We start from the raw sequence: 20,955 nt of genomic DNA on the forward strand, positions 1-20,955 counted from the left end.
TCCGGCGGCCGGGGCGTCGCCCAGGGCGTGAAGGCCGGCGGGAAGGGCCGTGCCGGGGGTGGGCGGCCGTCCGTCGGGAAGCGGAGCGGGCCGGGTGGACAGGCAGCCGCCCGAGACCCTGTTCCTGGCGACCGTCCCCGGTGCGACGCCCTCGAAGTGGGTGGACCGGTTCACCTCGCGTGAGCGCGCGGTGCAGCTGGTGAACCACGACGAGTGCCAACAGACCTGGCACCTGAGGCACGACGAGCGCGGCTGCGGCCTGCACCCGTTGCCGCAGCTGGGCTACCTGCGCTGGCGCCGGGACCGGTCGGTGGAGGACGTGCTGGCCGAGGCCGGCGTGGACCCGCGGCGCGTGCACGTGGTGCGGGCGTACTCCGAGCTGCCCGTGGTGTGCGTGGGCAAGGATCATCTGCTCGCGGCGTGGGACGTGGAGGCGGACGGCCCCGTGCCGACGGCCGAGCTCGACCCGGCCGAGGCGATGGACCCGGCGAGGTTCGCGCCTGTGCCGGAGGGTGAGGTTGAACCCGGCCCTGACGTTTTCGCTCGCGAAACGGGAGGGTTGGACGACGTTTTCGCTGGCGAAACGAGAGGGTCGGACGACGTTTTCGCTCGCGAAATGGGAGTGTCTCCCGACGACGGCGCCCCCACTCCGCCTGCCGTCTCGCCGCGGGCATCCGTCCCCAACCCCATGGACGCTCCGGAGACCCCTGGTGCGGGGGAGCGGATGGCGTTGGAGATCGTGGCCTCGGGCGCCGGGTACGTGGTGCTGCCGCAGTCGGTGGCCCGCATGTTCGGGCGCAAGGACGTGGTGGTGCTGCCGCTGGAGTCCTCGCTGGACGAGGTGGTCGGGATGTCCCGCGCCGAGCGCGAGGCCGCCGCCATGGCCGCCGAGCTCGCCGCGGAGGAGGCCGGCGTGGAGCCCGAGCGCGCGGACGAGCTGTTCGGCGTCACCGGCGAGCATGCTGCCGGAGACTCGCGGCACCCCGGCTGGGACGTCGGCCTGGCCTGGCTCAAGGAGTCCGACTCGGACCTCGTGCAGGGCTTCGTGGGCGTGAGTCGCGGGCGCAGGAGCGGCAGCTCGCGCTGAGCCGGGTGGCGCCGTGGGGGCGGCTCTGGCCTGGGCCTCGACGTGCGTGCTGACGCCCCTCGGCTCCCCGTCCTTGACCCTTCTGGATTCATGGACGTCCAAGCTGGAATCGGAAGTGCCGGAATGGGTGCCTTTTGGACCGCAGTTCCGGCAACTCTGATTCCAGAAAGTGTTGTTGGCCCTGGCTCCGCTCACGGCCAGGGGCATCAGGAACCGCCGGTCGCGCCGAGGGGGTTGGTCCACCACCACTGCGGCCACTGAGGCCAGGGGCCCATGACCGTGACCTGCGCTACGCTCACCCCATGATGCGCACCCTCGAGGAGATCTGGCCGCCCTACGGACTCGTGGTCCGGGCCGGCGGGCTGACCATGACCGCCCTGCGCGAGTCCGACGTGCCGGAGGTGGTGGCGCTGGTGGAGGCCGGCATCCACGCCCCGGCCACCATGCCCTTCTCCTTCCCCTGGACCGACGCCCCCGCCGAGGAGATCCCCGGAAACTACATGCGGTTCTTCGGGCGCACCCTCGCCGGCACCGGGGAGGGGAACGCGGCGCTCGAGCTGGTCGTCCGCAGGGGCGGGGAGATCGTGGGCCTGCAGGCTCTCAACGGCCAGGACGTGCGCACCACCCGGCGCCTGGAGACCGGGTCCTGGCTGGGCCTGCGCTTCCAGGGGCAGGGTATCGGTCTGGCCATGCGCCAGGCGATCTGCGCGGTCGCGTTCGACCACCTCGCCCTGGACGCCGTGACCTCCGGCGCCTGGGCGGACAACGCCGCGTCCCTGCGCATCAGCGAAAAGGTCGGCTACCGGGAGACCGGCCGCGAGCAGTGGCAACGCCGCGGCGAGCCCTCCGAGATGGTCCTGCTCGAGCTGCTGCCCGAGCACTTCGTCCCCGGCCCGGACACCGTGGAGGTGGAGGGAGCCGAGCCGCTGCGGAGGTTCCTGGGGCTGACGGACTGAACCGGCCGTCGTCGGGAAACCGGCCAGGATGCGCGGGTGCAGACACGGGCTGGGTGCGCCCGATCCGATCTGGTGCCTAGGATGGTCCCGGCTGCGGGCCACGGCGTCCTCGGTGGCGCGATGGCCTTTCACGGCTTGGGTTTGACTGTGCGTCCACCCAAGGGGCGGCAGATCTGTCAGAAACGGGAGCAACGCCGACGTGCGCAACCTCACAGTCCTCGTCTCGGCGGCGACGCGCTGTACCGGCAACATCACGAGGACTCCCGCCCACCCGGCTGGTGGATTCATCGGAGGGGACATCACCGCTTGCTCGGGGGCCAAGGTCCAGGCTCGTGTGGGGCGTGACATCGCAGTTCGCAGGGATCCGACCGGTTCGTGGTCCGATGAGCACTGACCCGGAGGTGGGCCGACTGACCCCCACGCTGGCTGCCGAACACCTCCATGTCCGACGTGGCGGGCGTTCCGTGCTGCATGGTGCGACGTGCGGCTTTCCACGCGGCGTCACGGCCCTGATCGGTCGCAACGGCGCCGGGAAGACCACCTTGATGCGGTCCATGATCGGGCTGCTGCCGATCGACTCCGGGAGCGTGCTCTTCCACGGTACGTCCGCACTCACCTCGCCCGCCGCCCTCCGAGACCTGCGCTCTCGCCTGGGCTGGATGCCGCAGGACCTCTCCTTCCCGAAGGGCCTGCGGGTCTCCGAGGCGGTGGACTATGCAGCCTGGCTGCGTGGGTCGTCACCCCGGGACACTGCGGGCCTGCGCCGCGATGCACTGGAACAGACGGATCTCGCAGATCTCGCCCGTCGCCGCGCCACCGATCTCTCCGGAGGGCAGGCGCGTCGACTCGGCCTGGCCTGTGCCCTCGTCGGAGACCCCGAGGTGCTCCTTCTCGACGAGCCGACGGTCGGCCTCGACCCGATCCAGCGCGCCTGCCTCCTCGAGATCATCCGAGACCTCGGGGCCGACCGGACGGTGGTGATCTCCACGCACCTGGTGGAGGACATCCTGGCCACGGCCGAACACGTGGTGGTGCTCGCGGACGGACGGGTCACCCACGCCTCGCCGCTGCAGGACCTGGTCACGCAGGGGGCCGACGCCGGCCAGGCGACCGCCACCGTGACCCGCCTGCTCGGCGGCGCGCCGCGGGAGGACGCCTGATGCACGGACCCCGTGGTCGCCTGGAATCCGTGTCTGTCGGTCTGGTCGTGCTCACGGCAGCCGCCGTCGCAGCCGCCCTGTTCGCATCCCGGCATCGGTGGCTGGGATGGCCCCCGGCCGCAGTGGCGCAGGCGACGGAGTTGGCGGTGGTGATCCTGGCGATCACCGGCTCGGCGGCGTTGGCGCGGGCGACGATCCCACTTCGCGCGGCTACCACCGGTGAGCAGCAGAGCCTGTCCGTGCGCACCCCGCTCGAGCGGACTCGCATCCACTGCTGCGGTGGGCGGCCGCCCTCTGCACCCTGGTCCACGTGCTGGTGCTCTCCATCGTGGCCACCGCATCCTTCACTCTGACCGGAGTCGGGCCGGTCGCATGGTCCTGGGGTGTCCTCGGGCTCTGGGCCCTCGGCTCGTGGGCCTGGAGCGTGAGCCTCTGCGTGTGCGGTGTGGCGGTCGGCTGGTGGCTCCCGCACCGCTGGGCCCCCGTCCTGGCCGCAGTGCTGGGGTACGCCGGGACCTACGTGCTGAACACGACCGTGGACGCGCCGACGGCAGCACTGCTCACACCGTCCCCCTGGACCGGGTGGCAGACGGACATGCCGGCTGCTCTGCCGGCAGGCCTCCGCGTGGCGGCGGCGGTGGCCGTGGGTCTGGCGCTGGTGGCGGCTGTCGTCGGGCGCCGGCGAACGGCGGTGTTCGCCGGGCTGACGGTCCTTGTGTGCGGGTTCCTGGTGTCCACCGTTCCGGAAGGACAGCTGCGTCGTCCGACCGACCGAGTCTCCGCCTGTACCGATGGGCGTGCCGAGGTCTGTCTGTCTCCCTGGAGCGCACCCGGGCTCGGACGCTACTCCCGATTCGTGGAGGAGGGTCTGGCCGAGCTGCCGGCGCCGCTGCGCCCCGTTCGCGTGAGTGACGACCCTGATCTCCTCCACACGGATCCGGAGGGTTCAGCGGATTCCGGGCTGTTGGTGGCCTCCGCCGGAGGCAATGAGGTGGTCACCGCATATCCGGACCGTGCCCAGACCCTTGCGGGCCTCGGGCGCGGGCTGCTGCTGGCACGCTGTTCCTCCGACGACGGCCCCGAGCCCTCCGAGCAGGACGGGAGTGTCCTCGGACTGGAGGCACAGACCGCCCTCTTCTACGGCTGGGGCAGCGCTCTCGGTGTACTGCCGGACGACCTGCGGGCCCCGTACGACACGCCATTGTCCGAGCACCCTGGTTTCACCGACGAAGAGCGACGGCGCCTCAGCGAGCGGGCCGCCGCCTTCGCGGACCTCGCTCCCTCCGAACGCCGCGACTGGTGGGCCTCGCATGCAGACTCTGTCGCCTCCTGCACCCTCTCCGAGGCGGACCTGCCATGAGACGCCGGTCGTTCTCGGGAGGGTCGACCACCGCCGCTGGGGAGAGGCCATCGTCAGGGGGGATCCTCCCGGCGCGAGCGTGGCTGCTGGCCCATGGATGCACGTGGGCTCCGCTGGCAGGCATCCTCTGCGGGATGGTGCTGGCGGCCGTGGCGATGACGGTGGCACTGCCTCGCGTGGCGCCCTCGACGGTGCTGCTCGACGACGCCACCACCGACCCTGCCGCGGCCGGCCTCGCGGTGCAGGCCGGGGTGTGTGGCGCCGCAGCGCTTCTGCTTCGCGATCGCCTCGCCTGGATCACGGACGTCTCGCCGCGCTCGATCGTGCTGCGGCGTCTGGCCTGGGGCTTCACCCTCACCGTGTTGTTGGCCGCGGTGTCGGGCATCGCATCCCTGCTCCTCCCGAGGGGTCTGGACCCGGTGCACGTGTTCCTGAGCTTCCCGTTGTTCTGGTGGGGGCTGGCGATGATGGCTCTCGTGCTCTGGGGTCCGACGGCGGCCACCGTGCTCCCGCTGGCCGTGTCCGCAGTCTTCGCCCTGTCTCTGATGCCCTGGGAGGCGAATGTGCTGTTCAACGCGGACCTGCTGGGTGTCCGCCTCGGAGTGGGCGCGGCGCTGTGGACCACCGGCATGGTGCTCTATGCGGTGCGCGCCGGCAGCGCGGCGTGCGGGATGACGCGATCTGAACCGGCCGTCGTCGGGAAGGGTTCACGGTGAAGCCCTCGTTCCGATCCGGAGCGCGCGGGGCGTGCACCCGATCGGAACGAGGGCTTCGGGATCGAACAGGCCTCAGCCGAGCCGGCCGGCCTGCGAGGCCTCGTACTCCTCGAGGTCGTCCTCGCTGACGGGCTCGGTGCCGCGCACCCGCGCCACCGCGGTCATCAGGTGGTACACGCCCAGCGCGGCGATCGTCCCGAGGGTGATGCCGCCGAAGGCGAGGTCGCCCACCATCAGCACAGGGTCCGCGATGGCGATGATCAGGCCGGTGCCGGCGGTCATCAGGTTGATGGTGTTGGAGAAGTCCACCCGGTTCTGCACCCAGATGCGCACGCCCATCACGCCGATCATGCCGTAGAGCACGATCCCCGCACCCGCGGCCACACCGGCCGGGATGGTGGCCACGGCGGCACCGAACTTCGGGAAGAACGCCAGGGCCAGCGCCGTCAGGCCGGCCACCCAGTACGCGGCGGTGGAGTACACCTTGGACGAGGCCATCACGCCGATGTTCTCCGCGTACGTGGTGGTGCCCACGCCACCGCCGAGGCCGGACAGGGACGTGGCGAGGCCGTCCGCGAACAGGGCGCGGCCGGTCAGCGGGTCCAGGTCCGTCTTGGTCATCAGCCCCACGGTGCGAACGTGGCCGATGTTCTCCGCCACCAGCACCAGCACCACCGGCAGGAACAGGAACACCACCTCCGCACGGAACTCCGGCAGGTGGAACGGGGGAAGCCCGACGACGGCCGCCTCACCGATCGGGGTGAAGTCCACTTGGTGTTGGGCCAGGGCCAGCAGGTACCCGACCACGATGCCCACCAGGATGGACAGGCGCCCGAGCAGCCCGCGGAAGAGCACGGCGGACAGGACGATCGCCAGGGCGGTGCCGAAGGTGGTCACCGGCAGCTCCACCATGCCGTCCGTGGTGGCGCCAGCGAGGTTCAGGCCGATCAGCGCGACGATGGTGCCCATCACCGCCGGCGGCATGAGCGCGTGGATCCAGCCGGTGCCGGCCAGGTGCACCACCACGCCGATCAGGGCCAGGATCACGCCCACCGTGAGGATGCCGCCGAGCGCGGCGCCGACGCCGGCCATGGACACGGCCGCGGTGATCGGGGCGATGAACGCGAAGGAGCTGCCCAGGTAGGACGGCAGGCGGTTGCCGGTGATCGTCAGGAACAGCAGGGTGCCGAGGCCGGAGAAGAACAGGGCGGTGGTGGCCGGCATGCCGGTCAGGGCGGGGACGAGCACGGTGGCGCCGAACATCGCCATCACGTGCTGCACGCCGATGCCCACGGTGCGGCCCCAGCTCAGGCGCTCCTGCGGGCCCACCACGGTGCCGGCGGTGATGGTCCTGCCGTCGCCGTGGACGGTCCAGCCGAGGCGGGGGCGTCCGGGGGAGGGACCGCCGGGGGAGCGTCCGGGGGAGGCGGCGTCTCCTCGGGGTGCGGCGGGGCGCTCGTAAGTGTGGGACATGGCTCCTCCAGGGGCGGGACGGCGGGTGCTCCGGCACGGGCCGCGGGGGCTCGGGAGCCGGGAAAGGCGGGCCCGCGCGGCGTCCTCCAGAGGTGTGGACGGGTCCGCGTCAGGCCGATGCCCGTAGGGTACCGTGGGAGCGTGCGTGACTACTTCGGTGTGATTGGCGAGGCCCTCGTGGACGTGGTGCTCTCGGACACCGCCACACCCCGGGCACACGTCGGCGGCAGCCCCCTCAACGTCGCGGTGGGCCTGAGCCGCCTGGACCTTCCGGCGCTGTTCGCCGGACGCTTCGGCTCGGACGAGTACGGCGTGATGATCGCCGCTCACCTGCGTGACAACGGTGTCCGCTCCCTCCTCGGCCCCGACTCGGCCCCCACCTCCCAGGCGACTGCCCGCCTGGATCCCACGGGTGCGGCCAGCTACGAGTTCGAGCTGGACTGGACCCTGCCCTCCGCGGACGAGCTCGTGGAGCGGTATGGCCATGACATCGGCGGACGCCTGGTCCATCTGCACGCCGGCTCGATCGCCACCATGCTCGCCCCCGGCGACGCCGAGGTGATGGGCCTGCTCGAGCTGCTCCAGCCGACCACCACCCTCAGCTACGACCCCAACGTGCGCCCGAGCATCGTCCCGGACCGCGAGTTCGCCCGGAAGCGTGCCGAGCAGTCGGTGCGCCTGGCGGACGTGGTGCACGCCTCGGACGAGGACATCGCCTGGCTGTACCCGGACCGCCCGCTGTTGGAGTCCATCCAGGCGTGGCAGCGGATGGGCCCGGCCCTCGTGGTGATGACCCGCGGCGCCGAGGACATCCTGGCCGTCACCGCCCACGAGGTGTACGAGCGCCCGATCTTCCCGGTGGACGTGGCGGACACCGTGGGCGCCGGCGACTCCTTCACCGCTGCGCTGCTGGCCGCCCTGGACGACCGCTCCCTGCTGGGTGCGGAGAACCGCGAGAAGCTGCGCGGCATCCGCCACTCCGACCTCGAGTCCGTGCTCATCTACGCCTCCCGCGCCTCCGCCATCACGGCCTCCCGCCCCGGCGCGGACCCGCCGAACCGTGCGGAGCTCGTGGACGACTGAGCCGTCCCGGCATTCTGAGAACAACGACGACGGCCGCCCACCTTCAGCAGGTGGGCGGCCGTTCTCGTGGGGTCGGGTCAGATGAGGCCGAGGTCCTTCACGGCGTCGCGCTCGGACTCGAGCTCGGCCACGGTGGCGGCCAGGCGCTCGCCGGCACCGGGCAGGGCGGACTCGTCCGGGGCCAGGTCCGGCACGATCTGCCACTCGCCGCCGTCCGAGGTCACCGGGAACGAGGAGATCAGGCCCTCCGGGACCCCGTAGGAGCCGTCCGAGACGATCGCCGCGGAGGTGCGACGGGGTGAGCCGTCCGGGCCGGTGCCGGTGCCCAGGGCCCAGTCGCGCATGTGGCCGATGGTCGCGGAGGCGGCGGACGCGGCCGAGGAGGCGCCGCGCACCGAGATGATCTCGGCGCCGCGCTTGGCCACGCGGGGGATGAACTCGTCCCCCGTCCAGCCGGTGTCCACCACGTCCAGCGCGGGCCTCCACTCGCCGTCCACGCGCACGCAGGCGTGGGTGAGGTCCGGGAACTGGGTGGCCGAGTGGTTGCCCCAGACGGTGATGCCGTCCACGTCGTTCACGGCCACGCCCGCCTTGGCGGCCAGCTGCGCCACGGCGCGGTTGTGGTCCAGGCGGGTCAGCGCCGTGAAGCGGGACGCGGGGACGTCCGGTGCGTGCCGCTGCGCGATGAGGGCGTTGGTGTTGGCCGGGTTGCCGACCACCACCACGCGCACGGCGTCGTCCGCGTGGTCGTTGATGGCCTTGCCCTGCGGGCCGAAGATGCCGCCGTTGGCCTCCAGCAGGTCGCCGCGCTCCATGCCGGCGGTACGGGGGCGGGCGCCCACGAGCAGGGCGTGGTGGGTGCCGTCGAAGGCCGTCGCCGGGTCATCCGTGACCTCCACGGAGTCCAGGAGGCCGAAGGCGCAGTCCGCGAGCTCCATAGCGGTGCCCTCCGCGGCCTTCAGGGCGGCGGGGATCTCCAGCAGGCGCAGCCGCACCGGGGTGTCCTCGCCCAGCATCTGGCCCGCGGCGATGCGGAACAGGAGGGCGTAGCCGATGTTGCCGGCGGCGCCGGTGACGGTGACGGTCTGCGGGGCGCGATGCTGCGTGGTCATGCCCCCATTCTGCCCGTCCGAGGGCTGTGGGGTGAAGGTCCCCGAGCGGCAGCTGCCGCCTAGACTGGGGCGCATGTCCGTGCCGTCAGCCTCTTCCCGCGCCGCCGCCGCGCTGGCGGGCGTGCGCCGCCGGCCGCGCATGGTGGCCACGGACCTGGACGGCACCGTGATCGGTTACGCGCACACCCGCACCGGGCGGCTGTCCCCTCGCACCATCGAGGCCCTGCAGGCCGCCCATGACGCGGGCGTCACCGTGGTGTTCGTGACCGGCCGTCCGCTGCGCTGGCTGAGCCCGCTGCGGGACCAGCTCGGCACCGTCGGCCCGGTGATCTGCTCCAACGGCGCCGTGGTGGTGGACCCCGCCACGGACCAGGTGCTGCTCTCCCACGGGATGGAGCACGCCGACGTCTGGAAGGCCGCCGCCCGGCTGCGCGCGGCGGACGAGACCGCGAGCTTCGGTGCCGAGACCCTCGGCGGCTTCGTGTGGGAGCCGGCGTTCGGCGAGCGGGCCGAAGGCGTCACCGGAGCGCAGGCAGGACCTCATGCCGGGGCGGAGTCCGGCGCCGCGCACCGGCTCGAGCACATGCTCCCGGACGACGCCACCGTGGTGAAGCTGATGGCGCGCTCCGGCCGGCGCACCCCGGACGAGCTGCTCGCCTGGACGCGCGAGCTGGTGGGGGACCTCGTGTCCGTGACCCACTCGGCGCCCGACCTGCCGCTGGTGGAGATGGCCGTGCGCGGCGTCCACAAGGCCGCCACCCTGGAGGAGTACGCCGGCCGGCTCGGGATCGCGGCGGACCAGGTCGTCGCCTTCGGGGACATGCCCAACGACGTGGAGATGCTCCAGTGGGCCGGCCTGGGACTGGCCGTGGCCTCCGGTCACCCGGAGCTGCAGGCCGCCGCCGACGCGGTGGTCGGGGCCTGCGACGACGACGGTGTGGCCGAGGTGATCGAGCACCTGCTGACCCTGCCCGAGTGAGCGGTGGGCCGGCAGGCGGAGGTGCGTGCCGTCGTCGGGAAGCGGCAAGCGGGGACAGGCGACAGGCGGAGACGCGAGCGGGGACAGGCGACCGGCGGAGAGCGAGCGACGTGCCTGACGACTCAGTCCAGCGCGCGGGACAGGTCCGCCTCCTCGTAGCGGACCATGCGCGAGGCCTTCCCCGTGACCAGGCGGTGGCCCAGCCACAGGGCCAGGAACAGCGGCAGGCCGATGTACGCGCTGAGCACGGCCACCAGGTCCACGCCGTCGCCGGTGAACGCCTGCCAGTTCTGGCCGAGGATCACCACGGTGCACAGCAGCAGGGCGATCGCCGGGCCGAGGGGGAACAGCGTCGCGCGGTACGGCAGGTCCTTCACGTCCCCGCCCTGCGCCACGTATGCCCTGCGGAACCGGTAGTGGCTCCAGGCGATGCCCATCCACACGATGAACCCGGCCAGCCCGGACGCGGACACCAGCCACACGTAGGCGGCGCCGTCGCCGATCAGGGTGGTGAGGAAGCAGCCCGCGCCCACCACGGTGGTCATGATCAGGGCGTTCATGGGGACGCCGCGACGGTTCACCTTCGCCAGCACCCGCGGCGCCTTCCCGGAGGCGGCGAGGGCGTAGAGCATGCGGGTCGAGGCGTAGAGACCGGAGTTGCCGGCGGAGAGGATGGCGGTGAGGATCACCGCGTTCATCACGGTGGCCGCCGCCAGCACGCCGGCGTTCTCGAACACCAGGGTGAACGGGGAGATCGAGACGTCCTCCACGCTTGAACCCAGCAGGTTCGGGCTGGTGTACGGGATGAGGAAGCCGATGATCGCGATCGCCCCCACATAGAACAGCATGATGCGCACGAATACGGTGCGGATCGCCCTCGGTACGGTCCGCTCCGGGTCCTCCGCCTCACCGGCGGCTACACCCACCAGCTCGGTGCCCTGGAAGGAGAAGCCGGCCACCAGGAAGATCGCCAGGACCCCCGGCACGCCGCCCACGAACGGGGCCTCGCCGGTGGTCCAGTTCTCGAAGCCCGGCTGCGTGTCACCCAGGATGCCCACGATCATCAGCACGCCCAGGACCAGGAACACCACCACGGTGACCACCTTGATCAGGGCGAACCAGAACTCGGACTCGCCGTAGGCCCGGGTGGACAGGGCGTTCAGCCCGAACAGCACGGCCAGGAAGAGCGCGGACCACACCCAGGAGGGCACGTCCGGCAGCCAGTACCGCATCACCAGGGCGGCGGCCACCAGCTCGGCGGCCACGGTGATCGCCCAGTTGTACCAGTAGTTCCAGCCGACGGCGAAGCCGAACGAGGGGCTCACGAAGCGGGCCGCGTACTCCTCGAACGCACCGGACACCGGCAGGTAGGTGGCCATCTCGCCCAGCGACTGCATGAGCAGGAACACCATGAAGCCGATGACCACGTAGGCCAGCAGGGCGCCGCCCGGGCCGGCGGTGGCGATCGTGTTGCCGGAGGCCACGAGCAGGCCGGTGCCGATCGCACCGCCCATCGCGATCATCGTCAGATGACGGGTGGAGAGGGAGCGGCGCAGGCCGTTCGAGTCGGCCGGTCCGGTGGCCCCGGGCGTGCGTGGGGCGGGCTCGGTGATGTCCACGGCGGGACCTTTCCAGAAGGGGGGAGCGGGACGTGCTCAGCACCCGCACAGCAGGCCCTGAACACAGGACATCCCGGGCGTAGACCCGGTATGGACGGCCCGAGCATACGGCCCACAGGAGGGACGCGTCAGCGGACTGTGTCGCGCTCCACAGGTCCTGGTGACGCAGCAGACGCGGGGGAGTGCCGTCGTCGGGCGCCGGGACACGGGGCCGTCAGCGGGAACGGTGCCGGGCGACACGGTTGCTGTCGCGCATATGGCCGTTCTCAGCACCGGATGAGCGCTGAGAACGGCCGTTTGCAGGACAGCAGCGTCCGCCCTCCCGTCAGAGGAACTCGAGCGGGTCGAACTCGTCGATGTCGATCACGCGCAGGCGCGGCAGCGGGGCGTCGAAGGCCTGCACGTCGTACTCCATGTCCCAGACCTCGATGCCCGGGACCTCGCGCAGCCCGCCGGACATGAACTCGTTGAAGCCCATGAGCGCCACGCGGCGGTCCGGGTCCTCGGCGAGGGCGGTCATCTGCGGCAGGAAGTCCACGTCGTGGCTGGCGAGGACCACGTCGTCGTCCCGCTCGGCGAGGGCCTCGGCCGTGCGCTGGATGCCGATGTCCACCACCTTGCCGGGGCCGCGCAGCATCAGCGGCTGGTACCCCATGGCGTTGAGGGCCTGCACGAAGGACAGCGGGATGTCCCCGTCGATCGCGAGGAAGAACAGCGCCTTGACGGGCTGGTCCCAGCGGTCCTCGATGTGCTCCAGCACCCGGTTCCAGCGGGGCCGCTCCTCCGGGTGGGGGCGGCGCTGGAGGATGGAGGTGCCCAGGGTCGCGTCGATGTTCTCCCCGTCGACGAGCAGGTAGGTCTGGCGTTCAGTCACGCCGCCGAGCCTACCCGTGCGGCCGGTCCCGGTCAGCGGCCGTGGATCGGATCGGTGAGCAGCCGCACCGGGCCCTCGAGCGGGCCGCGGCGCCAGGGTTCGGCGCGGACGAGGCCCCGCCAGAGTAGGGGCAGCAGGATCCCGCCGAGGCAGAGGACGGCGAGGTTGGCCCAGGTGTCATCCGTCCCGGACGGGCTGTGCCACGGGCCGGGACCGAGGGTGAGCACCCAGCCCAGGTAGGCCTGGTGGGCCACGTAGACGCTGAGGGTCATGGAGCCGGGCACGGCGAGCAGGCCGGTCGGCCGGGGCCACCGGTCCGGGGTGAGTCCCGCGCAGGCCCCCAGCGCCGCCGCCACCAGTCCGACGCAGAGGACCGCCTCTGTGACGGTGCCGGTGTACGGGATCGGGGACTCGCCGGTCTGCGCACGGGCCGTGAAGACCGCCGCCGCTCCCACCGCTGCGCCGGCGGCCGCCCAGCCCAGGGCAACGGGCCGCCGGCTGCGCCGCAGCAGCCGCACCAGCACCATGCCCAGCAGCCCGTAGGCGCAGAGCAGCAGGATCCGATAGGGACCGGAGGCCAGCCAGGACGTGGCCAGCGTGCCCGCCAGCGCCGGGTCCAGGCCGGCCGGCACCAGCTGCGCCGCCCACTCCATCGCCTGCTGCGGCCCAGCCCGGGTCACCCAGACGCCCGCGGCCGCCAGAACCGCCCCCGACCGCGGCCAGCACGGCGGAGGGCAGCCGGCACAGCAGCAGGGACACCAGCATCACCACGGCCAGATGCGTCAGCACGTCCACCACGGCGGCACCGAACAGTCCGGTCAGCGCTCCGCAGGCCACCAGCACCGCCGCACGCACCAGCGCCGCAACGGCGGCGCGCGGCCACCCGTACCGGTCCGCCTCGAGGTCCACGGAGGCGCCCACGAGCGCCGCGAAGAGGGCCGCCGTGAGGAACTCGGAGAGGTTCAGCACACCCGCGGGCCCCGGGGTCGGCGCCACATGCGCCACGAACATGGACAGCAGGGCCACTCCCCGGGCGACGTCGAGCCAGGCCAGGCGAGGGCGGACGCCGGGGGCGACCGGCCGTCGTCGGGACGCGGTGGCGGGCACGGAGCCTCCTGGAGGGGCGGGGACGGATGAGCCCAGTCTAGGGAGTGGAGCGCGCCGCTACGCTCGTTCCGTGAGCATCACGTCCCGCCTGACCTCCGTCCGTGCCGCCGTGCAGAGGGCCCTGCACCGCGCCGTCGAGCGCTCCCGCCGCACCCCGCCCGCCTACCTCACCGACTCGCGGCCGGCCCGCCGGGGCTGGCCGCTCGGGTTCGCGCACCGCGGCGCGGACGTGCGTCGGGAGAACACGCTGGCCGCGTTCCGGACCGCCCACGAGGCCGGGTTCACCTACCTCGAGCTGGACGTGCGCACCACCGCGGACGGTGAGCTCGTGGTCTTCCACGACGACACCCTGGACCGCGTCAGCACCGGCCGCGGTCGGATCGCCGAGCACAGCTGGGCCGAGCTCGCGTCGGTCCGCGTGGGCGAGGAGCCGCTGCTGCGCTTCGCGGACCTGCTGACCGCGCTGCCGGAGGCGCGCCTCAACGTGGACCTGAAGGACGACGACGGCGCCGTCGCCATGGCGCGACTGCTCGCCGAGCACCGTGCCTGGGACCGGGTCCTCGTGGCCAGCTTCCACGACAGCCGCCGCCGTGTGCTGCGCACCGCCCTTGCCGAGCTCGGCATCCGGAGCGGGCCGCCGGCCCCGCACGCGTGGCGACCTCCGGTGGAGCGGCGGCCGTCGCTGCACTGGTGGCGCTCGGCCCGCTGGGCCTGACCCGTGCGGTGCGGCGGCTGCTGGACGTGGACTGCGTGCAGGTGCCCCTGCGGCAGGGACCGGTGCCGGTGGTGAGACCCGCCTTCGTGCGGCGCGCTCAGGCGGCCGGCCTGGCCGTGCACGTGTGGGTGGTGGACGATCCGGGCGAGATGGAGCGCCTGCTGGACATGGGCGTGGACGGCATCATGACCGACCGCGCCGACGTGCTCGCCGACGTCTTCACCCGCCGGGGGATCTGGCCGCAGCGCTGAGGCGCGCCCCTCAGAGCATCTTCGGCAGGGCCTTGCGCTTGAACCAGGTGTACGGCGGGTAGGCCACCTTCAGGGTGTCCACCTGGTCCGTCTTCGCCAGGGACGGGCGCATGTGGGAGAACGTCTCGAAGCCGGTCTCCCCGTGGTAGGCGCCCATGCCGGAGGCGCCGATCCCGCCGAACGGCAGCGTGGTGATGCCGGCGTGCAGCAGGGTCACGTCCGTGCACACGGCACCGGCCTGCACCTGCTCCTCGAACGCCCGGTGGAACCGCGGGCGGTCCGTGAACAGGTAGGCGGCCAGCGGATGCGGGCGCGCGGTGATGAAGTCCAGGGCCTCCTGGAAGGTCTCCACCTTCAGGATCGGCAGCACCGGGCCGAACAGCTCCTCCTTCATCAGGGCGTGGTCCGTGCGGACACCGGTCACCACGGTCGGCGCCATGTAGCGGTGGTGCGGGTCCACCCGGCCGCCGACCAGCAGCTGCGCCCCGTCTTGCAGGTCCGCGGCGAGCATGTCCTGCAGGCGCGCGGCGTGCTCCTCGGAGACGAGCCGGCCGTAGTCGTTGGAGGTGCGCGGGTCCTCGCCGTAGAACTCACGGACCACCTCGGGCAGGGCCTTCACCAGCTGCTCGTGCGCTGCGTCCCCGACCGCCAGCACGTAGTCCGGGGCCACACAGGTCTGGCCGGCGTTGGTGAACTTGCCGAACGCGATGCGCCGGGCCATGGCCATGACGTTGCGGGACTCGGTGACCACCACGGGGGACTTGCCGCCGAGCTCCAGGGTCACGGGCGTCAGGGTCTTCGCCGCGGCCTCGTAGACGATCCGACCCACGCGCTCGCCGCCGGTGTAGAGGATGTGGTCGAACGGGTGGGTGAGCAGCTCGGTGTTGCAGTCCTTGCCGCCGGCCACCACGGAGATCAGCGCGGAGTCCAGGTAGGTGGGCAGCAGCTCGCGCAGCACGGCGGCGGTGGCCGGGGACTTCTCGGACGGGCTCAGGACCACGGTGTTGCCGGCCGCCAGGGCGCCCACGAGCGGGGCGAGCAACAGCTGGACCGGGTAGTTCCAGGCGCCGATGATCAGCACCAGACCCTTGGGCTGGGCCTGGACCTCGGCGGTCGCCGGCTTGAGGGACAGCGGGGTCTTCACCGGGCGCTTGTCCATCCAGTCCGTCAGGTGCAGCAGCGCATGGTCGATCTCCGCGCGGACCGGCATGAGCTCGGTCATCAGGCCCTCGGTGGGGGACTTGCCGAGGTCATGGCCCAGGGCGTCGAGGAGGCGCTGCTCGTTCTCCTCGAGCAGGCGTCGGAGGGCCTTGAGCTGGTGCACGCGCATGCGGCGCGGATGCGCGGCGCGGGACTTCGCGGCGGTGCGCAGGCGCTCCACGGCGGCGGTGGGGTTCTCCGCGCGCGGGCCGATCGGCATGATCGGCAGCATGGACGTGTCCGCGGGGACCTGCAGGTCCGCGTACTCCTGCTCGTCGGCGTCGTCGAAGGGCTGCTCGTCGATGGTCATGGCACCACCGTAGTGCGCCAGCCTGGCCGCCGCCTCTGTGGGTTCGGCTCCCGGCTCCGCCGGGACGCTCCCGCGGTTCCCGACGACGGCCGCTCCCGTCGACGGGTCCGGTCGCCCGCCCGGCGGCCCGCCGACGCCTCAACCTCAGCCGATGACCGCGTCCACGATCCGCTGGGCCTCGGCCTGGACCTGCTCCAGGTGCTCCTTGCCCAGGAAGGACTCGGCGTAGATCTTGTAGACGTCCTCGGTGCCGGAGGGGCGGGCGGCGAACCAGGCGTTCTGGGTGACCACCTTCAGCCCGCCGATGGGGGCGCTGTTGCCGGGCGCCTTGGTGAGCGCGGCGAGGATGGTCTCCCCGGCCAGCTCGGTGACGTTCACGTCCTCCGGGGACAGCTCCTTGAGACGGGCCTTCTGCTCGGCGGTGGCCGGGGCGTCGATGCGCGCGTAGACGGGGGAGCCGTGCAGCGCCTCCAGGTCCCGGTACAGCTCGGAGGGGGTGCTGCCGGTGACCGCGATGATCTCCGCGGCGAGCAGGCACAACAGCAGGCCGTCCTTGTCCGTGGACCAGGGCTTGCCGTCCAGGGTGACGAAGCTGGCGCCGGCGGACTCCTCCCCGCCGAACACGCCGGTGCCGGTGAGCAGGCCCGGGACGAACCACTTGAAGCCGACCGGCACCTCCACCAGGTCCCGGCCCAGGGACTCGGCGACCCGGTCGATCATGGAGGAGGACACCAGTGTCTTGCCCACGCCGGCGGTCTGCGGCCAGTCCGCACGGTTGCGGTAGAGGTAGTCGATGGCCACGGCCAGGAAGTGGTTCGGGTTCATCAGCCCGCCGTCCGGAGTGACGATGCCGTGGCGGTCCGAGTCCGCGTCGTTGCCGGTGGCGACGTCGAACGGGGCCTCGCCGTCCTGGTCCGGGGTCATGCGGGTGATCAGCGAGGCCATGGCGTTCGGGGAGGAGCAGTCCATGCGGATCTTGCCGTCCCAGTCCAGGGTCATGAACCCGAACTGCGGGTCCACCTCCGGGTTCACCACGGTCAGCTCGAGGCCGTGGCGGGCGCCGATCTCCGCCCAGTAGCCCACGGAGGCCCCGCCCATGGGGTCGGCACCGATGCGCACGCCGGCCTCGCGGATGGCGTCCATGTCCAGGACCTTCGGCAGGTCGGAGACGTAGCGGTCCAGGAAGTCGAAGCCGTCCAGGTTCGGGTGGCCCTCGACCTCCTCCGGGGCCAGCCGCTGCACGCCGTCCAGCCCGGCGGCGAGCAGCTCGTTGGCGCGGGCGGCGATCCAGCCGGTGGCGTCCGTGTCCGCCGGGCCGCCGTGCGGCGGGTTGTACTTGAAGCCGCCGTCCGCCGGCGGGTTGTGGGACGGGGTGATGACGATGCCGTCCGCCAGGCCCGCGTTGTCCCCGTCCGCGGAGAAGCCGGACGAGGTGAGGTCCCGGCCCTCGTTCAGGTGCAGGATCGCGTGGGACACCGCCGGGGTGGGGGTGTAGCCGCCGCGGGAGTCCACCATTACGTGGACGCCGCCGGCGAGCAGGACCTGAACGCAGGTGTCCTGGGCCGGGCCGGAGAGGGCGTGGGTGTCCTTGCCCACCAGCACCGGGCCGGTGATGCCCTTCTCCGCGCGGTACTCCACGATCGCCTGGGTGATCGCGGCGATGTGCGCGTCGTTGAAGCTGCTCTTGAGCGAGCTGCCGCGGTGGCCGGAGGTGCCGAACACCACCTTCTGCGCCGGATCCGAGACGTCCGGGACGCGCTCGGCGTAGGCGGCGAGCAGGGCGTCGACGTCGATCAGGTCCTCCGGCAGGGCGGGCGTGCCGGGGCGCTCGGCGGCAGGGACGGCGGGGGTCTGCGTTGTCTCGCTCATGCCATCACTCTTCCACTCCCGCATGATCACGGGAAGAACTGATGGTTTCGCTGTGGTGGCGGGCGGGTGTGGCCCGGGACCGCCCCGTGCCGCCCCGTCTCCCGACGGCGGCCGCCCGCCTCCGACGCCCGGCCCACCGTGGTCCCAGCACACAGAACGGGGCGGAGTTTCCCCGGAATTCTCGCCGAATTCCGGGAAACTCCGCCCCCAAACCCCTCAAGCGAGGGGCGTCAGCGGGTCAGCCGATCACTTCTTCTTCACGTCGTAGCGGTCGGCGTCCATGACCTTGGCCCAGGCGGCCACGAAGTCCTTGACGAACTTCTCCTTGGCGTCGTCCGCCGCGTACACCTCGGACACGGTGCGCAGCTCGGAGTTCGAGCCGAACACCAGGTCGTTGCGGGTGCCGGTGAGCTCCTTGCCGTCGGCGGTGACGCCCTTGTAGTGGCCCTCGGAGACCTTCTCCCACTGGGTGTCGATGTCCGTGACGGCCTGCAGGAAGTCGTTGGACAGCACGCCCACGTTCTCGGTCCACACGCCGTCCTTCGAGTCGCCGTGGTTGGCGCCGAGGACGCGGAGGCCGGCCACGAGCACGGTCATCTCCGGGGCGGAGAGGCCGAGCAGGTTGGCGCGGTCCACGAGGGCGAACTCGGCCGGGAAATCCTTGTTGGAGCGCGGGTCCCAGTTGCGGAAGCCGTCCACCTTCGGCTCGAGGTAGCCGAAGGACTCCACGTCGGTCTGCTCCTGCGAGGAGTCGCCGCGGCCCGGGGTGAACGGCACCTGGACCTGGACACCGCCGTCGGCGGCGGCCTTCTCGATCGCCCAGTTGCCGGCCAGGACCAGGGTGTCCGCGAAGGACACGCCCTGCTCGGCGGCGATCGCCTCCAGCTTCTCCACCACCGGACCGGTGACGGCCGGCTCGTTGACCTCCCACGAGCGCTGCGGCTCGAGGCGGATGCGGCCGCCGTTGGCGCCGCCGCGGAAGTCGGAGCCGCGGTAGGTGGAGGCGGCGCCCCAGACGGTCTTCACCACGGCCGGGACGGACAGGCCGGCAGCGGCCACGGCGTCCTTGACGGCCTTGATTTCGGCGTCGCCGGGCACAGAGGCCGGGGCCGGGATCGGGTCCATCCACACGAGCTCCTCCGTGGGGACCTCGGTGCCGTGGTGGCGGGAGATCGGGCCCATGTCACGGTGGGTCAGCTTGAACCAGGCGCGGGAGTAGGCGTCCTGGAAGGCCTCGAAGTCGTCCTTGAAGCGACGGGAGATCTTGTCGTACTCCGGGTCGAAGCGCAGGGCGAGGTCCGAGGTCAGCATGCGGGGCTCGCGGCGGCCGCTGCCGTCCGCCTCGGGCACCATGTCCGAGCCGCCGCCGTTGATCGGGCGCCACTGCTGGGCACCGGCCGGGGAGTGGAAGAGCTCCCACTCGTAGGCGTAGAGGATGTGGAAGAACTCGTTGTCCCAGCGGGTCGGGTGGTAGGTCCAGGTGACCTCGAGGCCGGAGGTGATGGCGTCGATGCCCTTGCCGGACTTGTAGGAGGACTTCCAGCCCAGGCCCATCTGCTCCATCGGGGCGCCCTCGGGCTCGTCGCCGATGTGCTCCGGGACGGTGCCGGCGCCGTGGGTCTTGCCGAAGGTGTGGCCGCCGGCGATGAGGGCGACGGTCTCCTCGTCGTCCATGCCCATGCGCTTGAAGGTCTCGCGGATGTCGACGGCGGACTTGACCGGGTCCGGCTCGCCCTCCGGACCCTCCGGGTTCACGTAGATCAGGCCCATCTCGACGGCGGCGAGCGGGTTGTCCAGCTCGCGGTCGCCCTTGTAGCGCTCGGAGCCGCCGTTGGTCCACTCGGTCTCGGGGCCCCAGTACACGTCGTCCTCGGGCTCGTAGGCGTCGATGCGGCCGCCGGAGAAGCCGTAGGTCGGCATGCCCATGATCTCGTGGGCCACGTTGCCGGCAAGGATCATCAGGTCCGCCCAGGAGAGGTTCTGGCCGTACTTCTTCTTGACCGGCCACAGCAGGCGGCGGGCCTTGTCCAGGGAGGCGTTGTCCGGCCAGGAGTTCAGGGGGGCGAAGCGCTGCTGGCCGGTGCCGGCGCCGCCGCGGCCGTCCTGGGAGCGGTAGGTGCCGGCGGCGTGCCAGGCCATGCGGATCATGAACGGGCCGTAGTTGCCGAAGTCGGCCGGCCACCAGTCCTTGGAGGTGGTGAGCACCTCGGCGATGTCCTTCTTGACCTCGGCCAGGTCCAGGGTCTCGAAGGCGGCCGGGTAGTCGAAGTCCGGGTCATGCGGGTTGATGACCGGCTGCTCCTTGGCCAGGATCTTCAGGTTCAGGCGGTTCTTCCACCACTGCTGGTTCGCGTCGCCGGAGGCGGGGTGCGGCATGGAGGCGCCGTGGGCGACCGGGCACTTGCCTTCGGTCGCGTCGTGGCTCATCTCGCCGACGGTGGTGGTCTCGTCATGCTGGGAGGTCATGATCGTCCTTTCGTCAGAGGGCGGGGTGGGGGAGGTCCGCGTCTCCGGCCGCACAGGAGGGGCAGCGGCCCCAGTAGTAGACCTCGGCCTCGTCGATGGCGAACCCGTGGTCCTCGGCCGCGCTCAGGCACGGCGCCGTTCCGGTGTGGCAGGGGACGTCCACGAGGGCGCCGCAGCCGCGGCAGACCAGGTGGTGGTGGTTGTCATGAGCGTCGAGCTCATAGCGGGCGGTGGAGCCCGCCGGCTGCAGGGACCGCACCAGCTGCGCCTCGGTCAGGGTGTGCAGGGAGTCGTACACGGCCTGGTGGGACACGGTGGGCTGGTCCGCGCGGACGGCGGTGAGCACGTCGGCGGCATCCGCGTGCGGGTGCTCGCGCAGAGCGGCGAGCACGCCGAGGCGGGGGCGCGTGACGCGCAGGCCGGCCGCACGCAGCAGGGCTGCGTCGTCCGGGACCTCCTGGGGTGCTGTGCTCATGGTCACCACCCAACCGGTTTTCTTGATTCGGTCAAGAAAAGGTCCGCTGGGTGTCCGGTGGCCGGACGGTGACCCCCGGGTTGCCCCGCGGTGCCCGCACCGGCGTCCCGACGACGGCCCCGCGCCGTGGGCGTCCGCCTCAC

The 20,955-nt window shown here is 72.0% G+C and carries 16 protein-coding genes and 1 pseudogene; 8 read left to right on the forward strand and 9 right to left on the reverse strand.

Going from position 1 to position 20,955, the window contains the following annotated elements; translation table 11 throughout:
- Positions 1–94 precede the first annotated feature (94 nt).
- The 5 genes from AC2W7A_RS01450 to AC2W7A_RS01470 all read left to right on the forward strand — a co-directional run bounded on the left by AC2W7A_RS01450 (position 95) and on the right by AC2W7A_RS01470 (position 5,279).
- Positions 95–1,087, forward strand: a complete 993-nt coding sequence (locus AC2W7A_RS01450; protein ID WP_485989777.1) for a hypothetical protein — start codon at positions 95–97, stop codon at positions 1,085–1,087.
- A gap of 302 nt (positions 1,088–1,389) precedes the next feature.
- Complete coding sequence (locus AC2W7A_RS01455) at positions 1,390–2,043, forward strand: GNAT family N-acetyltransferase (RefSeq protein ID WP_485989778.1); 654 nt, start codon at positions 1,390–1,392, stop codon at positions 2,041–2,043.
- 383 nt (positions 2,044–2,426) lie between these two features.
- A complete protein-coding gene (locus AC2W7A_RS01460) occupies positions 2,427–3,203 on the forward strand; it encodes an ATP-binding cassette domain-containing protein (RefSeq protein ID WP_485989779.1) in 777 nt (258 codons plus the stop codon).
- 310 nt (positions 3,204–3,513) lie between these two features.
- Positions 3,514–4,563 carry a hypothetical protein gene (locus AC2W7A_RS01465; RefSeq protein ID WP_485989780.1) on the forward strand — a complete coding sequence of 350 codons (1,050 nt, stop codon included), beginning with the start codon at positions 3,514–3,516 and terminating at the stop codon, positions 4,561–4,563.
- A 134-nt stretch (positions 4,564–4,697) separates the two neighbouring features.
- The gene (locus AC2W7A_RS01470; RefSeq protein ID WP_485989781.1) at positions 4,698–5,279 is read left to right on the forward strand and encodes a hypothetical protein; all 582 of its coding nucleotides are present in this window, start codon (positions 4,698–4,700) and stop codon (positions 5,277–5,279) included.
- 72 nt (positions 5,280–5,351) lie between these two features.
- Here the strand turns inward: AC2W7A_RS01470 and AC2W7A_RS01475 are convergent, their stop codons facing one another.
- Positions 5,352–6,752 (reverse strand): uracil-xanthine permease family protein, encoded by a 1,401-nt coding sequence (locus AC2W7A_RS01475; RefSeq protein ID WP_485989782.1) that lies wholly within the window; start codon positions 6,750–6,752, stop codon positions 5,352–5,354.
- A gap of 141 nt (positions 6,753–6,893) precedes the next feature.
- On the opposite strand from AC2W7A_RS01475, the gene AC2W7A_RS01480 reads away from it, so the two are divergent.
- Complete coding sequence (locus AC2W7A_RS01480) at positions 6,894–7,835, forward strand: carbohydrate kinase family protein (RefSeq protein WP_485989783.1); 942 nt, start codon at positions 6,894–6,896, stop codon at positions 7,833–7,835.
- Between the two features lie 77 nt (positions 7,836–7,912).
- Here the strand turns inward: AC2W7A_RS01480 and AC2W7A_RS01485 are convergent, their stop codons facing one another.
- Positions 7,913–8,947: a malate dehydrogenase gene (locus tag AC2W7A_RS01485; RefSeq protein WP_485989784.1), complete on the reverse strand. Its 1,035-nt coding sequence runs from the start codon at positions 8,945–8,947 to the stop codon at positions 7,913–7,915.
- Between the two features lie 73 nt (positions 8,948–9,020).
- Here AC2W7A_RS01485 and AC2W7A_RS01490 point away from each other — a divergent pair, with 73 nt between their 5' ends.
- The gene (locus AC2W7A_RS01490) at positions 9,021–9,926 is read left to right on the forward strand and encodes a Cof-type HAD-IIB family hydrolase (protein WP_485989785.1); all 906 of its coding nucleotides are present in this window, start codon (positions 9,021–9,023) and stop codon (positions 9,924–9,926) included.
- Positions 9,927–10,048: 122 nt separating this feature from the next.
- Here AC2W7A_RS01490 and AC2W7A_RS01495 read toward each other — a convergent pair whose 3' ends face one another.
- From AC2W7A_RS01495 to AC2W7A_RS01505, 3 genes are all read right to left on the reverse strand, one after another.
- Positions 10,049–11,539: an amino acid permease gene (locus AC2W7A_RS01495; protein ID WP_485989791.1), complete on the reverse strand. Its 1,491-nt coding sequence runs from the start codon at positions 11,537–11,539 to the stop codon at positions 10,049–10,051.
- A 331-nt stretch (positions 11,540–11,870) separates the two neighbouring features.
- Entirely contained in the window at positions 11,871–12,419 is a 549-nt protein-coding gene (locus tag AC2W7A_RS01500; protein WP_485989786.1) for an NYN domain-containing protein, read from the reverse strand.
- A 32-nt stretch (positions 12,420–12,451) separates the two neighbouring features.
- Entirely contained in the window at positions 12,452–13,072 is a 621-nt protein-coding gene (locus AC2W7A_RS01505) for an acyltransferase family protein (RefSeq protein ID WP_485989787.1), read from the reverse strand.
- Positions 13,073–13,647: 575 nt separating this feature from the next.
- On the opposite strand from AC2W7A_RS01505, the pseudogene AC2W7A_RS01510 reads away from it, so the two are divergent.
- Positions 13,648–14,492: pseudogene (locus tag AC2W7A_RS01510) on the forward strand (glycerophosphodiester phosphodiesterase family protein).
- A gap of 10 nt (positions 14,493–14,502) precedes the next feature.
- Here the strand turns inward: AC2W7A_RS01510 and AC2W7A_RS01515 are convergent.
- From AC2W7A_RS01515 to AC2W7A_RS01530, 4 genes are all read right to left on the reverse strand, one after another.
- A complete protein-coding gene (locus AC2W7A_RS01515; protein WP_485989792.1) occupies positions 14,503–15,924 on the reverse strand; it encodes an aldehyde dehydrogenase family protein in 1,422 nt (473 codons plus the stop codon).
- Between the two features lie 222 nt (positions 15,925–16,146).
- Positions 16,147–17,871: a phosphoglucomutase (alpha-D-glucose-1,6-bisphosphate-dependent) gene (gene pgm, locus AC2W7A_RS01520; RefSeq protein WP_485989788.1), complete on the reverse strand. Its 1,725-nt coding sequence runs from the start codon at positions 17,869–17,871 to the stop codon at positions 16,147–16,149.
- A 246-nt stretch (positions 17,872–18,117) separates the two neighbouring features.
- Positions 18,118–20,337, reverse strand: a complete 2,220-nt coding sequence (katG, locus tag AC2W7A_RS01525; RefSeq protein ID WP_485989789.1) for a catalase/peroxidase HPI — start codon at positions 20,335–20,337, stop codon at positions 18,118–18,120.
- A gap of 13 nt (positions 20,338–20,350) precedes the next feature.
- Positions 20,351–20,812, reverse strand: coding sequence for a Fur family transcriptional regulator (locus tag AC2W7A_RS01530; RefSeq protein ID WP_485989790.1), 462 nt, complete (start codon positions 20,810–20,812; stop codon positions 20,351–20,353).
- Between the last annotated feature and the right edge of the window lie 143 nt (positions 20,813–20,955).

Source organism: Micrococcus sp. LASM2_SD2 (genome assembly GCF_057364565.1).

Excerpts from the sequence above, each read along its gene's own strand:
- AC2W7A_RS01485 (WP_485989784.1), bottom strand. The coding sequence starts at position 8,947 with ATGACCACGCAGCATCGCGCCCCGCAGACCGTCACCGTCACCGGCGCC.
- AC2W7A_RS01515 (WP_485989792.1), bottom strand. The coding sequence starts at position 15,924 with ATGCTGCCGATCATGCCGATCGGCCCGCGCGCGGAGAACCCCACCGCC.
- pgm (WP_485989788.1), bottom strand. The coding sequence starts at position 17,871 with ATGAGCGAGACAACGCAGACCCCCGCCGTCCCTGCCGCCGAGCGCCCC.
- AC2W7A_RS01530 (WP_485989790.1), bottom strand. The coding sequence starts at position 20,812 with ATGAGCACAGCACCCCAGGAGGTCCCGGACGACGCAGCCCTGCTGCGT.
- AC2W7A_RS01475 (WP_485989782.1), bottom strand. The coding sequence starts at position 6,752 with ATGTCCCACACTTACGAGCGCCCCGCCGCACCCCGAGGAGACGCCGCC.
- katG (WP_485989789.1), bottom strand. The coding sequence starts at position 20,337 with ATGACCTCCCAGCATGACGAGACCACCACCGTCGGCGAGATGAGCCAC.
- AC2W7A_RS01490 (WP_485989785.1), top strand. The coding sequence starts at position 9,021 with ATGTCCGTGCCGTCAGCCTCTTCCCGCGCCGCCGCCGCGCTGGCGGGC.
- AC2W7A_RS01455 (WP_485989778.1), top strand. The coding sequence starts at position 1,390 with ATGATGCGCACCCTCGAGGAGATCTGGCCGCCCTACGGACTCGTGGTC.
- AC2W7A_RS01505 (WP_485989787.1), bottom strand. The coding sequence starts at position 13,072 with ATGGAGTGGGCGGCGCAGCTGGTGCCGGCCGGCCTGGACCCGGCGCTG.
- AC2W7A_RS01460 (WP_485989779.1), top strand. The coding sequence starts at position 2,427 with ATGAGCACTGACCCGGAGGTGGGCCGACTGACCCCCACGCTGGCTGCC.
- AC2W7A_RS01470 (WP_485989781.1), top strand. The coding sequence starts at position 4,698 with ATGGTGCTGGCGGCCGTGGCGATGACGGTGGCACTGCCTCGCGTGGCG.